10 protein-coding genes are annotated in these 15546 nt (G+C 61.4%); 9 read left to right on the top strand and 1 reads right to left on the bottom strand.

Annotated elements, in window-relative coordinates; translation table 11 throughout:
- The first annotated feature begins 31 nt into the window (after nt 1–31).
- From lon to CABTHER_RS00140, 7 genes are all read left to right on the top strand, one after another.
- On the top strand, nt 32–2494 hold the full coding sequence (gene lon / locus CABTHER_RS00110) for an endopeptidase La (protein WP_014098542.1): 2463 nt from the start codon (nt 32–34) through the stop codon (nt 2492–2494).
- Nucleotides 2491–3108 (top strand): ribosome biogenesis GTP-binding protein YihA/YsxC, encoded by a 618-nt coding sequence (yihA, locus tag CABTHER_RS00115; RefSeq protein ID WP_014098543.1) that lies wholly within the window; start codon nt 2491–2493, stop codon nt 3106–3108. Before lon ends, yihA begins: the two co-directional genes overlap by 4 nt.
- 91 nt (nt 3109–3199) lie before the next feature.
- Nucleotides 3200–4534, top strand: coding sequence for a transcription termination factor Rho (gene rho / locus CABTHER_RS00120; RefSeq protein ID WP_228374054.1), 1335 nt, complete (start codon nt 3200–3202; stop codon nt 4532–4534).
- 20 nt (nt 4535–4554) lie between these two features.
- Entirely contained in the window at nt 4555–5976 is a 1422-nt protein-coding gene (locus CABTHER_RS00125) for a glycogen synthase (protein ID WP_014098545.1), read from the top strand.
- Between the two features lie 14 nt (nt 5977–5990).
- Complete coding sequence (locus CABTHER_RS00130) at nt 5991–6689, top strand: esterase/lipase family protein (RefSeq protein ID WP_014098546.1); 699 nt, start codon at nt 5991–5993, stop codon at nt 6687–6689.
- A 28-nt stretch (nt 6690–6717) separates the two neighbouring features.
- Complete coding sequence (locus CABTHER_RS00135; protein ID WP_014098547.1) at nt 6718–8175, top strand: 2-hydroxymuconic semialdehyde dehydrogenase; 1458 nt, start codon at nt 6718–6720, stop codon at nt 8173–8175.
- A gap of 47 nt (nt 8176–8222) precedes the next feature.
- Nucleotides 8223–9062, top strand: a complete 840-nt coding sequence (locus CABTHER_RS00140; RefSeq protein ID WP_049787434.1) for a tetratricopeptide repeat protein — start codon at nt 8223–8225, stop codon at nt 9060–9062.
- Here CABTHER_RS00140 and CABTHER_RS00145 read toward each other — a convergent pair.
- A complete protein-coding gene (locus CABTHER_RS00145) occupies nt 9059–11089 on the bottom strand; it encodes a sensor histidine kinase (RefSeq protein ID WP_014098549.1) in 2031 nt (676 codons plus the stop codon). The two genes, CABTHER_RS00140 and CABTHER_RS00145, sit on opposite strands and share 4 nt — an antisense overlap.
- Before the next feature lie 505 nt (nt 11090–11594).
- On the opposite strand from CABTHER_RS00145, the gene CABTHER_RS00155 reads away from it, so the two are divergent.
- On the top strand, nt 11595–12743 hold the full coding sequence (locus tag CABTHER_RS00155; RefSeq protein WP_148263862.1) for a hypothetical protein: 1149 nt from the start codon (nt 11595–11597) through the stop codon (nt 12741–12743).
- A gap of 157 nt (nt 12744–12900) precedes the next feature.
- A complete protein-coding gene (locus tag CABTHER_RS00160) occupies nt 12901–15528 on the top strand; it encodes a PAS domain S-box protein (RefSeq protein ID WP_014098552.1) in 2628 nt (875 codons plus the stop codon).
- Nucleotides 15529–15546 lie beyond the last annotated feature (18 nt).

A 15546-nucleotide genomic window follows, 5' to 3' on the forward strand; every position in this document is an offset into this window, starting at 1 on the left:
CTCCTGCTAGGAATAACCTGTAGAGTTTTGCATGGACGAGTTCCACGACAGTCTGCCCGACAATGTGGCGCGTTTTCCGACGGTGCCAGTGCGTGATGTGGTCGTGTTTCCCCACACGACTATCCGCTTCAAAATTGGGCGCAAGCCGTCGGTGCTGGCGCTGAACGCCGCCCTTCAGCGCGACCGCCTGATCTTTCTGGTCACGCAGCACGACCCGACCCTTGAAGAACCCATGCCGGAGCAGGTGCACCGGGTTGGTACGGTGGCCCGTATCACGCACCACCTCCAACTGGCGGATGGCAACATCAAGGTTCAGTTTGAAGGCCTCGAACGTGGGCAGGCCATTCGTTTTGGGGAAGTCCAGGGCTGCTGGATGGCCATGGTCAAGCGCTTCCCGGTTGACCGGGAACAAAGCCCCCGGATCGCCGCCCTGGTCGGAAAGCTCACGGGTCTCATTGACCAGTATGTACGGCAAAGCCCGGACAACCCGGAAAACCTGCATGCGGACCTCCGCATCGAGGACCCGGCCCGCCTGGCCGACAGTGTGGCGAGCCATCTGAAAATTTCGGTCGAGGAAAAGCAGAAGCTGCTGGAAACCGTCGCCCTGTCTGACCGTCTGCTGCGCCTCGTGGACATTTTTGACATCGAGCTGGAAAAACTTCAGGTGGACCGGATCATTCAGGGGCGCGTCAAAAAGCAGATGGAGCGGTCGCACCGGGAGTTTTACCTCAGCGAAAAAATCAAGGCCATCCACAAGGAGCTGGGGCGCAAGGACGAGCGTTCGGAGTTTGAAGAACTCAAACGGCGCGTCGAAGCTGCCAACCTGCCGGCGGACGCCCACGAAAAAGCCATGAGCGAGTTGCGCCGCCTCGAACAGATGCCGCTGATGTCAGCCGAAGCTGCCGTGTCGCGCAATTATGTGGAATGGCTCATCAGCGTGCCCTGGCACGAGCGTTCGGAAGAAAACCGCGACTTGCAGGCGGCGCAGCAAATTCTGGATGCCGACCACTACGGGCTGGAAAAAATCAAGGACCGCATTCTGGAGTTCCTTGCGGTGCGCCAACTCGTCAACCGTCCGCCGGGCTCCATTCTCTGCTTCGTTGGCCCGCCGGGCGTCGGCAAGACGAGTCTGGGCAAATCCATTGCCCGGGCCACGGGACGGAAGTTCGTGCGGTTGAGTCTGGGCGGCGTGCGGGACGAGGCCGAGATTCGTGGCCACCGGCGTACCTACATCGGCTCGCTGCCCGGCCAGATCATCCAGATGATGAAAAAGGCCGGGACGATCAACCCGCTGATGCTGCTTGACGAAGTGGACAAACTCACCGCCGACCACTACCGGGGCGACCCGGCGGCGGCGTTGCTGGAAGTGCTCGACCCGGAGCAGAACGATACCTTCCGCGACCACTATCTGGACGTGGAGTACGACCTGTCACAGGTGATGTTCATTGCCACGGCCAACGTCCTGCATACAATTCCACCGGCGCTCCGCGACCGCCTGGAAATCATCCGTCTGTCGGGCTACACCGAGCGGGAAAAGCTCGAAATTGCACGGCGGCACCTGATTCCGAAGCAGCGCGAAAAACACGGCCTGCGGGAAACCCAGATTGACTTCACGGAAGACGCGCTGGTGTCGATCATCCAGAACTACACGCGGGAAGCCGGCATGCGGAACATGGAGCGGGACGTGGCCACCATCTGTCGCAAGGTGGCGCGGAAGCTCCTGCTGACACCCGAAAGTGAGCGTGCGGACTACCGGGCCACCATCCGGGCGGCCGACCTGCCGGAGTACCTCGGCCCCATACGCTATCAGCCCGCCCGCCTGAAGGAGCGCAGCGAAGTCGGCATGGCCACGGGGCTGGCCTGGACGGAAGTCGGCGGCGAAGTGCTCTTCGTGGAAACCACCCTGCTGCCGGGGCGCGGCCAGATCATTCTCACCGGCAAGCTTGGGGATGTGATGCAGGAATCGGCGCGGGCGGCGATGACGTACGTGCGGGCGCGGGCGACCGAACTGGGCATTGCGCCGGATTTTTACCGCCGGCAGGACATTCACATCCACGTACCGGAAGGCGCCATTCCCAAGGACGGCCCCTCGGCCGGCATCACCATGGCGACGGCGCTGGTGTCGGCCCTCACCGGGATTCCCGTCCGGCAGGACGTGGCCATGACCGGTGAGATCACCCTGCGGGGCAAGGTTCTGCCGATTGGCGGACTCAAGGAAAAGCTGCTGGCAGCGCTGCGCCTTGGCGTCCGTACGGTGCTCGTGCCCAAGGACAATGAAAAGGACATGGCCGAAATCCCGGATGAAGTTCGGGAAGCCCTTGACATCCACTTCGTGGAACAGATGGAACAGGTGCTGTCCGTGGCGTTGGTCGAGTTGCCGGGTGCCCGTCTGGTGGATGACAAAAACCTGCCGGACAAGGCCCTGGCGGATGAACTGCCACCCATCTGGAACACGGATGTCACGGACCACCTGTCATCGGTGCCGGTCGAATGAAGGTCGTTGCGGCGACGTTTTTGAAAAGCGCGACGGCGGCGGCGGAGTACCCACCTCCGACTTTGCCTGAAGTCGCGTTTCTGGGGCGGTCGAACGTCGGCAAGTCAAGCCTCATCAACTCGCTGCTGGGGATGCGTGGGTTGGCCCGGACCAGCCAGACGCCCGGCCGGACACAACTCATCAACTTTTTTGAAATCAACCGCGAACTTCGCTTTGTGGACTTACCGGGATATGGTTATGCGCGTGTACCACAAGCTGTCCGTGAACGCTGGCGACCCATGATTGAGGGCTACCTGAACCGCCGCTCCGCCTTGGCCTTGTGCGTGCTCATCGTGGATGCCCGCCTGGAACCCCAACCGCTGGACCTGACGATGTATGAGTGGCTGGCTGCGATGTCGCGTCGTTTCTGTGTCGTGGCCACCAAGGCCGACAAGCTTTCCCGATCCCAGTTGCTGTCCAGGTTATCGGCTTTGCGCGCCGTTTATGGTCCGGGCGTGTTGCCCTACTCTGCGCTGACCCGCGCCGGTGCGGAGCAGGTCTGGGAGGTCATCCACGCCGCCATCGCCGCCTGGAAGCCCCGCCGCAACTCCCTGGAACCTGAAACTGAAAGCTGAACCGGTCTGAACGCGACCGATTGCTGAAAGCCCATAATCCAGAAAACCGATACGGCTGCACATCGGATGCCTTGAATCCATCCTCACCATCATGACATCTGCCATGGAAGAAATGCTGGAACCGGCTGAATCTGTCGCCGTCGGGAATGGGGAATCCCCCCCATCCGCAAACGGCTTTTACGATATTGCGACACTCCGGGACATGCCGCTGTCCGACCTGGTGCGGATTGCCCAGGAACTGGAAGTCCCCGGTGCGGGCAGCCTGCGCAAGCAGGAACTGGTGTTCAAAATCCTGCAGGCCCAAACTGAACGGTCAGGCCTCATTTTCTCGGAAGGCGTCCTGGAGTGCCTGCCCGATGGGTTCGGCTTTTTGCGCGCCCCGGACTACAACTACCTGCCCGGCCCGGACGACATTTACGTGTCGCCGTCACAGATTCGGAAGTTCGATCTGCGCACCGGGGACACCATTTCCGGGCAAATCCGGCCGCCCAAGGAAGGCGAGCGGTACTTCGCGCTCATCAAGGTCGAGGCCATCAACTTCGAGCCGCCCGATCTGCGCCGGGAGCGGGTACACTTTGACAACCTGACGCCGCTCTATCCCAACAAGCGCCTGCGGATGGAGAGCACGCCGGAAAATCTCTCCGGGCGCGTGCTCGACCTGGTGACGCCGATTGGCCGTGGGCAGCGGGGGTTGATCGTCGCACCGCCCCGGACGGGCAAAACGATGCTGCTCCAATCCATTGCGAATTCCATCACACGCAATCACCCGGAGGTCATGCTCATCGTGCTGCTCATTGACGAGCGGCCCGAAGAAGTGACCGACATGCAGCGCAGCGTCCAGGGTGAAGTGGTGAGTTCGACCTTTGATGAACCGCCGACGCGCCACGTCCAGGTGGCGGACATGGTGATCGAAAAGGCCAAGCGGCTCGTCGAGCACGGGCGGGACGTCGTCATTCTGCTGGACTCGATCACGCGCCTGGCCCGGGCGCACAACGCCACTGTGCCGCCTTCCGGCAAGATTCTCTCCGGCGGTGTGGATGCCAACGCCCTGCAAAAGCCAAAGCGGTTCTTCGGCGCAGCCCGCAACCTCGAAGAAGGCGGCAGCCTGACCATCATTGCAACGGCCCTCATTGACACCGGCTCCCGGATGGACGACGTGATCTTCGAGGAGTTCAAAGGCACGGGCAACATGGAAATTCACCTCGACCGGAAGCTCATCGAGAAGCGCATCTTCCCGGCCGTGGACATCAACAAGTCCGGCACCCGCAAGGAAGAACTGCTCGTCCCGAAGGAAGACCTGAACCGGATTTTCGTACTGCGGCGCGTGCTGAGTCCGCTGTCAAGCGTCGAGTCCATGGAGCTGATGCTGAGCCATCTGGAGCGAACGAAGACCAACGCCGAATTTCTGGCTTCGATGAATGCCTAGTCCCTGCAGCCCATTCATCCATGGACATTGTCTTTGCTGTTTCTGAGCTTGCGCCGCACTCGAAAACCGGCGGCCTGGCCGATGTAGCCGCCGCCCTGCCCAAGGCTCTGGCCGCAACGGGTCTGACCGTGCGCGTGGTGACGCCGCGCTATGGTTTCATCACGGCTGGCGAGTATGTCGGCGACCTGCCGGTGCCCTTTGGTTTCGGGGTGCAAACCGCCCACGTGTTCCGGGAGCGCCGGCACGGAGTGGAGATATTTCTGATTGACGCCCCGGCGTATTTTCATCGCGGACGCAAGTTGTACGGCGAGCCGGATGACCCCCGGCGCTTTGCCTTTTTCAGCCGGGCCGTCATCGAGTTGACGCGCTGGTTTGGCAAGCCGCCGGATGTCATCCACGGCAACGACTGGATGACGGGGCTGATTCCGGTCTATCTGCGTACGACCCTGCGTGGCGATCCGTTTTTTGCCCGGACGGCAACCATCACCAGCATCCACAACCTGGCGTTTCAGGGCTTTTTTGATTTGAACGACTTGGCCTACTTTGGCCTGCCCGGCGATTTGCGCCAGGGGCCCGACGGGCTGGAGTTCAGTGGCGCCGGAAGCATGCTCAAGGGCGCCATTTTGGCTTCGGACGCCCTGACGACCGTCAGCGAGCGGTATGCCCAGGAAATCCAGACACCAGAGTACGGCTTCCGCATGGACGGTCTGCTGCGGCTGCGGCGACACGATCTGGTGGGCATCCTCAATGGCGTGGATTACGACGAATGGAATCCAGCTACTGACCCACACATCGCTGCCAACTACACACCAGAAGACCTTGGCGGAAAACGCCTGTGCAAAGCCGACCTGCTGGCGCGCTTCGGCATGCCGGTCGAGCTGGACCGTCCGGCCATTGTCATCGTCTCCCGGTTGAGCGACCAGAAAGGACTGGACCTGGTACGGGATGTTGCGTGGCGCATTCTGCACAGCGGGGCCTACTTTCTGCTGCTCGGTTCGGGCGATCCGCGCTACGAGGTCTTCTTTCAACACCTGCGTGACACCGCTCCCCGGCGCGTGGCCGTTTACTTTGGGCTGAATGAGCCACTGGCGCACCAGATGGAAGCCGGGGGCGATATGTTTCTTATGCCCTCAGCCTATGAACCCTGCGGGCTGAATCAGATTTACAGCCTCAAGTATGGCACCGTGCCGATTGTACGGGCCACCGGCGGGCTGGATGACACCATTCAGGACTTCGACCGGATAACCGGCACAGGCAACGGGTTGAAGTTCCGGGCCTACCATGCCAACCGCCTGATGGAGAAAATCTACGAAGGACTGCTGCTGTATCGTCAGCCGCACGTGTGGCGCATGCTTCAGCAGAACGGCATGCGGGCGGATTTTTCCTGGGCCCGGGCAGCGCGGAAGTACCGCGCCGTCTATGAGCGCGTCTGCGCCCTGTGAGTGTGTAAGCCAGGGTGGTGCATGTGGCGTGTCGGCATCCCATTGTCATCATTGGCGGGTTTCTCGTGGACTGGACGGCCTACCAGCCGCTGGCCACGACATTGGAAACGGCCTGCCGCGTCCCGGTCGCCATTGTGCCCCTGACCCAGGCCAGTTGGCTCTATGCCTCGGTAACGGGCAGTTACCGCTCCCTTCTGGAACTGACGCACACCACGGTTGAAAAAGCCTGCCGCGAACATGCGGCCGGGCGGCTCAACTTTGTCACCCACAGCGCCGGCGGCATCGTGGCGCGTCTGTATCTGGGCGATGAGAACTACGATGGCATTGCCTACCGCGGCCACCGGCGGACGGCTACGCTCATCACCCTGGGCTGTCCGCACACCAGTCTGCTTTCCTGGACGCGCCGCACGATGGATTTCGTCAACAGTTGCTATCCGGGCGCGTTCTACCGGACAGTGCAGTATGTGGCCGTCATCGGCCGCGCCATTCGCGGAGCTTTTCCCGGTACGCTGGCCGAAATGGCAGCCTATCAGAGCTACCGGCTGGTGTGCGGCGATGGCACGGTGTGGGGCGATGGCGTCGTCCCGGTCGAAAGCGGACAGTTGGACGGGGCGACGAACTACATCTGCGAAGGCATCCAGCACGTGCCTAACCGGGCCGATGCGGACTGGTATGACGCCGTGCTCGCCCGGTGGGTCCGGCATCTGGAGTAAGTCCGGCATGCAAGGGAAATCACAGCTTATGAACAAGTGGCAGCTCTTCATTGCCGGGGAGTTTCGTCCGGGAGGCCGGCAGGAGTGCTTTCCTGATTATCATCCGGCAACCGGTGCGGTGACGGCAGAGGTGGCACTGGCAACACCGGACGATTGCGATGCCGCCGTTACGGCCGCCAAACAGGCTCTTTCTGCCTGGCGGCGTTTTCCGGTCGCCGAGCGGGCGCGGTTGCTGCGGCGCGTTGCCGAGGGGATCGAAGCGCGCAGCGCGGAGTTTTTGCAGGCTGAGGTCGCCGATACCGGCAAGCCCTGTGCGCTGGCGCGTACCCTGGACATCCCGCGTGGAGCGGCAAACTTCCGCATCTTTGCCGATCTGGCCGCCGGGTTGGCCACGGAATGCTTTGAAACGGCGACGGACGACGGCGCCGGGGCGCTCAACTACGGCCTGCGGCGGCCATTGGGCGTGGTGGGCGTCATTTGTCCGTGGAATCTGCCCCTGCTGCTGCTGACGTGGAAAATCGCACCGGCCCTGGTGATGGGCAATACGGTGGTCGTCAAGCCCTCGGAGGAAACACCGGCGACGGCGACGCTGCTGGGCGAGGTCATGACGGCGGCCGGTGTGCCGCCGGGCGTCTATAACGTCGTCCATGGCTTTGGCCCGGGAAGCGTCGGGGAATGGCTGGTGGCGCACCCGGATGTCGCTGCCATTACCTTCACCGGTGAAACCCGTACCGGACAGGCCATCATGCGGACGGCAGCCACCCGGACGAAGCGCCTTTCGTTCGAGTTGGGCGGGAAAAATGCCGCCATCGTCTTTGCCGATGCCGATTTTGACCGCGCAGTAGCCGGCGTGGCGCGGTCGAGTTTTCTCAACGGCGGGCAGGTGTGTCTCTGTTCGGAGCGGGTGTATGTCGAGCGTCCGGTGTTTGAGCGTTTTGTTGACGCCTTGGCGCTGGCTGCCCGACAGCTTCGGCCCGGGCCGCCTGAAGACGAGACCACGACACTGGGCCCGTTGATTTCAGCAGCGCACCGGGAAAAGGTGCTTGGCTATTATGCAGCGGCGCGGGCGGCCGGGGCTGAAATCCACGCCGGGGGCGGCTGTCCGGCGCTTCCACCGCCATACGATCAGGGTTACTTCGTCGAACCAACGGTCTGGACGGGCCTGCCGGAAGACACTCCCTGCATTGTCGAGGAAATTTTTGGCCCCGTCTGCCATGTCGCGCCTTTCGATACGGAGGAAGAAGCGGTAGCGCTGGCCAACGCCGGTGACTACGGCCTGTGCGCGGCGCTCTGGACGCGCGACCTGGCGCGCGCCCACCGGGTGGCGCACGCGCTCGACGTAGGTGTGGTGTGGATCAATAGCTGGTTTTTGCGCGACCTGCGGACGCCTTTCGGGGGCATGAAACTGAGCGGCATCGGACGTGAGGGCGGCCGCCACTCGCTCGAATTCTACTCGGAAATCAAAAATGTCTGCGTCAAGCTCTGAATGTCCGGCGTTGTGCGCCGCAAGTGCCAACAGGAGGTCGTGAAACGGTGAGTGAAAGGGCACAGGCTGCGTCTTGTCCAGTCGAACCCAAAACCGATGTTCAGCGTGAGGTGTTTGCCCGGACTCATGCGCGCCGCCGCAACGAGTGGAAACGCTTTTGGAAGGCTGGGGTAAAAGCCTTTGAGGCAGGCGATTACGAAAAAGCGCGGTTTCTTTTTTCTGACGCCGTACGCGAGGCGCGCCGCTTCGGTGAAACCGACCCGCGCTTTGCCACCTGTCTCAACAACCTGGCGATGACCTTCGATATGCTGGGGGAAACGGCGCAGGCCGAGGCCATTTATCGCCGGGCCATCGAAGCCGACGCCAAGGCACTCGAAATTCAGTACGGCGGCTTCGTCACCAGCCTCACCAACCTGGCGCAGATGCTGGCTGACGAAGACCGCATCGCCGAGGCCGTCCAGCTTTATGACCGCGCCATTGCTTTTCTGGAAGCGCTTCATGGCCACGACACGCTGCACATTGCGCCCCTGCTCAGCGAAATGGCGCGGATGTGCGACCAGGATGGCGACTACGCCCAGGCGGAAGCCGCCCTGCGGCGGGCGCTGGCCATTCGTGAGCACGCGCATGGGCCCGACGATCTCTCCGTGGCGGTTACGCTCAACAACCTGGCTGTCTCCTGTGATTTACGCGGCAAGTACGACGAAGCCCAGGCGCTGCTGGAACGGGCGCTGGACATCTTCGAGCGCCGTCTGGGGGAAAACCACCCGAAGGTCGCCGAAACACTCAAGAATCTTGGCGTGCTCCACGACCGGCAGGGGCGCCGCCTGCAAGCCGAAGCCTGTTTTGCACGGGCGCGTTCGATTCTTGAGCCTGACAGCCGGAGTTAGTTTGCTGGACCGGTTCCGGCTGCCGTTGGGTTGGGCGTCTGGTCACAGTCAGATGGTGGAGCTTCCGGCGGTTCATCCACGGCGCTGATGGGCAGGGACACGGTGAAACTCGTCCCGACACCGGGCTGGCTTTCCACCCGTACGTCTCCGCCGTGGGCAGCGACAATGCTCTTGACGATGGACAGTCCCAGCCCGACACCCACGCCGGAACGGTTGTTGCGCGACTGCCGATAGACATCGAACACGTAGGGCAGGTCTTCCGGGGGAATGCCGATGCCGGTGTCCGTCACGCTGATTTCGATGAAATCACGCCCGATGTTGACACCCATGCCGTTGACCACGGCCGCGTTGAGCATGACCACCCCGCCTTTTGAGGTGAACTTGACGGCGTTGGTCAGCAGGTTGCTGATGACGCGCAGCAGCTTGCTGCGGTCGGCCAGCAGCGGCGGGAGGTGGGCGGCATCCGGCAGCTCGTACTTCAGGATGATGTTTTTGCGGTTGGCTTCCGGGCGGATGCCGTCCACGGCTTCCTGGAGCAGGGCTGTAACATTGAATGACGTGCGGTTGAGCGTGATGCCGGTTTCCTCACTGCGATAGACTTCCTGCACTTCGTTGAGCAGGGTGAGGGCCCGCTCCAGACTGTTGCGGGCGACACCGATCAGGTGGCGTGTGTCGTCATCGGTCTTTCCGATGGTCTCGAACAGTTCCAGTGCACTGTACACACAGCCCAGCGGGGAACGCAGATCGTGGACGGGCATGGCGGCAAAGCGCGCCTTGAGCCGGTCCAGTTCGCGGAGTTTGGTGTTGGCTTCGGCAATCTCGGCGTAGAGTTTCTGGAGTTCGAGTTCGGCGGCTTTGCGGCCCTCGATGTCGCGCAGCCGGAACAGCAGTTCGGTGATGTTCTCGCCACACCGGATGGGGGCGACGCGCCCGGCGCACCAGTGTTGGAGTTCCCCGGTAAAGTGAAACTGCGCCTCGAAGGAAGCCGCCTGTCCCGTGGTCATCACCTCGCGCACAGCCGCACGGATGGGATTGGCATCGGTTGCATAGTCGAGCAGGTTCCGTCCCAGGAGGGTACTTTCCTGACAGCCCAGATCGGCATGGTTGAGGTAGGTCACTTCGCCGTCGAGGGTGGTGCAGATGAGGATGTCCGGCGCGTTTTCCACCAGTGAGCGAAAGCGGGCTTCGCTTTCGGTAAGCTGGCGGCGCAGGGCGTTGAATTCCGTCAGGTCGGTGGCGACGGCCACCACACAGGGGCGTCCGCCAATCGTCACCAGGTTGGCCGCGACGGTGACATCGCGCATCTGGCCGGTTCGCGTCTGAATGGTCGTATCGAAGGTTTGTGGGGTCGCTTTCTGGCGGAGGGCATGGAGCACCAGGGCGGGCAGCGTCGGATCGAGCCACAAATTCAGCTTGCCCAAGGAGTGGCCGGGAACCCCACTGCGGGTGTATCCCGTCAGTTCTTCAAAGGCCGTGTTGATTTCGACCACCTTGCCCGTCCGCGCACTGAAGATGCAGCTTGGCGACGGGCTGAGGTCAAAGAACTTCCGAAACCGCTCTTCACTTTCCCGGATGGCATCCCCAAGACGCTTGTAGGCGGTGATGTCTTTGGCCAGTCCGACCAGACGGATCGGGCGTCCGGCGGCATCCTGGACTGGGAAGATACTCTCCCGCAGCCAGCGCACCCGACCGTCCGGGCGACAGAGGCGGTATTCCGTATCTGAACCGTTTGGATTGGAGTGGGCCGCAATCCAGCCAGCGCGGTCGTCGGGATGGATGGCCGCGGTCAGGCAGTCCGGCTCGTGGGTGGCGACTTCGGGTGAAATACCCCAGACCTTTTCAAATTCGTGATTGGCGTACAACAGCCTTTTTTCCGGCCAGGTGGCCACCCAGAAGACATGTCCCAGATGGTCAAGGCTTTGCCGCAGCAGCGCCGCTTCATCCGACAGTAGGGCCGCTCCCTGATGCGTCGTGGTCTGATGATCATCTGTTTTCTGGGAAACCGGCACGCCCTGAAAGAGCAACATGACTTGGCACCTCATCTTCCGCGCGGTGGGGTAACTCGCAGCCAACAGCGCGCATGTTCTGCCTCACCGTAGGCTTATTCCCCGGTCGCCCTTAAGAGCGAAAAAAGCCGATCAAGTGTGCCAACGTCTCAAAGATGTCTTTCTTGGGTGTGTTTGTGCCGTACCGTTTTTTGGAGGGCCGCTGATAGAGGATGGAAAACAGGGGCAGGGGAGAGCGGTCAGGTGCGGAGGCTGAGCGGAGGCTGAAAAGACACAGACAGTTGGCGTGCAGAAAGCCTTTTCGTGGTATCATCGCGCACGGCAACGCTTCTTCAGTGTTGCGCAAATACGCTTTACGTCTTTTTCCCAAGTATCTTTCAGGCAGCTTTGCATCACCAGGCAGCCGTGGGGAAACACCCTGTCTGTGTTTGGGTTTCAACTGATGACACGACGGTGGATCGCCAGTCGCTGGATCGCCAGCTTGGCATGGATAGTTTCTGGTTTTTTGGTTTTTCTGGAGGTTGCCTTGCCAAGGGGAGTTTGCCTTGGCGAAACCGGCCGCCAGCGCGAGGGGAGCCACACCCACCTGTGGCGCGCAGGCAACCGGCAGGAAACCGGCCGGCTGCCGTTTCCAGCGCCGACCCAGATGCCCGGCCAAGCGTCAGGACAGTCATCGCCGGGGCAGGAAGTCACAGCCGAAACCCATGACCTGCCCGCTTGGGTGTTGGTTTATCCCTACGCCACCTTTGTGGCGCGCAGCAGCGGTGACGCCGCGACAGAAAGCGGATATTTCACGCTGGTGACGAACGATTCCCCACGCACGGCCTTTGACTTCTACAGGCAGTCGTATGAGGAAAAAATCAACGAGACCCAGTTCACTCTCGATTTCATGGCTCTGGCTCCACGCTACGGAGAACTGTGGCTGACCGGAACGGCCAATGAGACCGTTCGGGTGGCCATGGTCTCCGCTGCGGCCTCACCGGCTGGGGCGTTGCCGGCCAGGGTGGCACCGGCGTTGGCAGGAAAAACCTTCATCTATGTTTCGTACACCCGAAGCACCGATTTCGAGTCGGCCTATCGTCATCCGATGAGTGAGATTGGGGACCTGGCCGACCTCGACTTTCAGCCCACACACTTCGAGTGTGAACTGGATAGTGATGACAGGTTTCTTTTCACCCGGGAATACCTCAAGGCGATTCACTTCGTTCACCGCCAGCATCGGACCTTGCGGTCCATCGAGTTTGGCCCATTGGTTGAGGCTGGGTCGGTCGGAATGCCTGCTTCAGATGACGTGTCCGGGCAATCAGGTAAGCTGCCCCCATGGGTGATTATTTATCCCGGAGCCAGGCTTTTGGCCAAAGCTGTGGATGCCAGGAAAACCTCCGGCACCCTCATTCTGGCCAGCGATCAGAGTCAGGAGCAGGTGTATGCGTTTTACAACCAGCAGCTCAAGGAACCGTACCGGGGTTTTGGACTTGAACGGAGCAGTTGGTCGCAGGGTGTGGAGTTTTCGACGGCGGATTGGACGAACGGCACGGACAAGCTGCTCAGTGTCATCACCTTGCAGGACAAATCGCCCCAGACGGTGGTGCTGTTGCGGTACACAGGGGAAGCCCCCAGAATCGTCAAGCCACAGCGCCGCCACCCGGCACACCCGCCAATACGCCGCTCCTGACCTACCCGTGGGTGCTTAGGAGTGATATGCAAACGCCTGTGCCGTCTGGTTGTCTCCGGTCAGATGGCTAGGGGGGAAGTAGAGTGGGGGGCACCGGGAGGGTGCCCTGTTCACCTGAGCTGACCAAAGCCGGACGCTGTTTTGGAAAATTACGGCCGTGTCCCAACCAGCGAAAACTGCACTGCGTGAGCCATCAGCACCGCTCATCCACATCGTGGATGATGATGACGCCGTGCAGCGGTTGTTGACCATCCTGATGGAAAAAGAAGGTTTCCGGGTTGTGGCGCACCGCGACGGCCTCACGGCCCTGGAGCAGTCCCCGGCCCTTCAGCCGGACCTGGTGCTGCTCGATGTCGCCATGCCGGGGATGGATGGCATTACGCTCTGCCGTCATTTGCGCCAGCTTGACTCTTACCGACAGGTGCCCATTTTGATGCTCACAGGGCTGTCTGACGATGGCACCGTGGCGGCTGCTTACGCTGCCGGAGCCACGGACTACATTCCCAAACCCGTGCAGCCGGAGGTGCTCAGGCACAAGGTGAGCTACCTTCTCCACAGCCACCACATTGCGCGGCAACTTCGGGAAACCGAAAACAAACTGCGTTCGATCGTGCAGTATGCCAATGATGCCATTCTCGTGCTGGACGCGGCTTTGCACGTTCTGGAACTCAACCCGAAAGCCGAGGTGCTGCTGGGAGCCGGTGTGGTTGGGAAAGTGATCGGGGAGCTTCTCGATACCGAAGAATCCCTGGATACCCTCCTGCCACACATCACCCAGACCGGGAAGGTCATCGAAGCCACAGTCAGAAACCGGGATGGCAGGACAGCCTTGGTTGAACTGACCAGCAGCGATTTTTACCTCGGCACGCATCGGCGCTACGTTCTCATTCTGCGCAACATCACCGGGCGCAAGCCTTCCGAAAAAACTTTGGAAGCTCCCAGCGACCTGCCGGACTCCCTGACGGCTGTGCCATCACAGGGCCGTGGCCCCTCTGAACAAGAGCCGGAGACATCCGACATTCTGGATGCTTTGCCTCTGGGACTCGCCCGGTTGAACCGCCGTGGACAGATCATCTTTGTCAACCGGCACTTGGCAGACCTGCTCGGCGAACGGCCATCCCGCTGTCTGGGGACTTCCGGGCGACGCTATGTGAGCCGCCTGAGTTGGGAGGGGTATGGGCCGGCCCTGCGCCGGTTTTTGTCCCAACGGCCGCTTTCCAGCACGGCTGGTGAGCCAGTCGTGCTCACGCAGAGCGTGGTTCTCAGAAAAGCTGATGGGTGTTTCTTCCCGGTCATCCTTTCCCTGATGCCTGTCCCTGGCAGGGATGAATGGCTTGCCTTGGTTGAAGACCGCACACGTCACCAGAAGCTCGAAGAAAGGCTCCAGCGCCTCAATGAAGAATGGGTCGTGGCTGTGAATGCCCTTTCAGACATGATTCTGCTCGAAGACAGAGCGGGGCGGATTCGGCGCTGCAACCGTGCTGTGGCGGAGTTTCTCAACCGTCCTCACTCGACCATCATTGGACAATCCTCAGCCGCACTGTTCTGGGGGGCAACGGAAGGGTCATTGGCGACCTGCGTCCAACATCCGGCAGCGTTCCAGTTTCCCACCAGCGACCGCTGGTTTCGGATGAACAGCTACTGGATTGACCAGGCGCGCGGGATTGGCACCGGTTGGGTGCATATCATCACGGACATCACTTCCCAGCGGCGCAGCGAACTGGAACGGGGACGACTGATCCGGGTCATCGAGCAGGTTGGAGAAGCGGTTGTGACCTTCGACCGGCACGGCCGGGTTCAGTTCTGCAATCCGGCTTTCGAGCAACTGACCGGAATTCGGAGCTGGGAGGCAGTTGGCCATTCATTGCACCGGTTGGGCTTCGGGCCGGTTGACCGGGCCGTTCGCCGGGACATCCTGCGCCAGCTTGTCCGTGGAAAGAGCTGGTGCGGGCGCTACCTGGCACGCCGCCGCGACGGGAGTACCTATCCGCAGCAGGCGACCATTTCACCGGTGCGCGATGCCCAAGGGCAGTTGCAGAACGTGGTCGTGGTGTGTCGGGACGTCACCGAGCAACTCCGCTACGAAGCCATCGCTGAAGCCGTGAACGTAATGGAGAACGCGAGCCACATTTTTTCTGCCATCCGCCACGAGATGGGTAATCCCATCAACTCCATCAAAACGGCACTCACCGTTCTGCGGCAGGCACAACCGCTGTCTTCCGAGGCTGTCACTACCTATGTCGAGCGATGCCTGTCAGAAATTGGGCGCGTGGAATATCTGCTGCGCGCCCTGCGCTCTTTCAGCCTGTACGAAACGCCCGAACTCCAAGCCCAGCCGCTGCTGCCTTTTCTGGAGCGCTTCTGCGCCCTTGTCAAGGATGACCTGGCCGCGCAGGGAGTGGATTTTCAACCCTGCCTCGCCTCCGACCTGGGATGGGTCAACTTCGATGCGCGGGCGCTGCATCAAGCCCTGATGAACCTCATCTCGAACGCTGTGGATGCCTTGTCATCAGTGCCGGAGCCGCAGGTTATCCTGACGGCCCGGTGCCATCGTCGGCTGATCGTCATTGAAGTACGCGACAACGGGCCGGGCATCGCGCCAAAACACCGCGACCACATCTTCAAACCGTTTTACACCACCAAGCCCCAGGGAACGGGACTTGGGTTGGTCATTGCCCGGAAGTTGCTTTCCAAAATGCGGGGAACCGTCGAGCTTCAGTCGCCGCCCACGGGAGGCTGTGTGGCCATCGTCACCCTGGAAGCTCTGCACGAAAATGATGCCTGACCGGACACAGGGCAGATC

It is taken from the genome of Chloracidobacterium thermophilum B (assembly GCF_000226295.1).
GTDB classification, from domain to species: Bacteria; Acidobacteriota; Blastocatellia; order Chloracidobacteriales; family Chloracidobacteriaceae; genus Chloracidobacterium; species Chloracidobacterium thermophilum.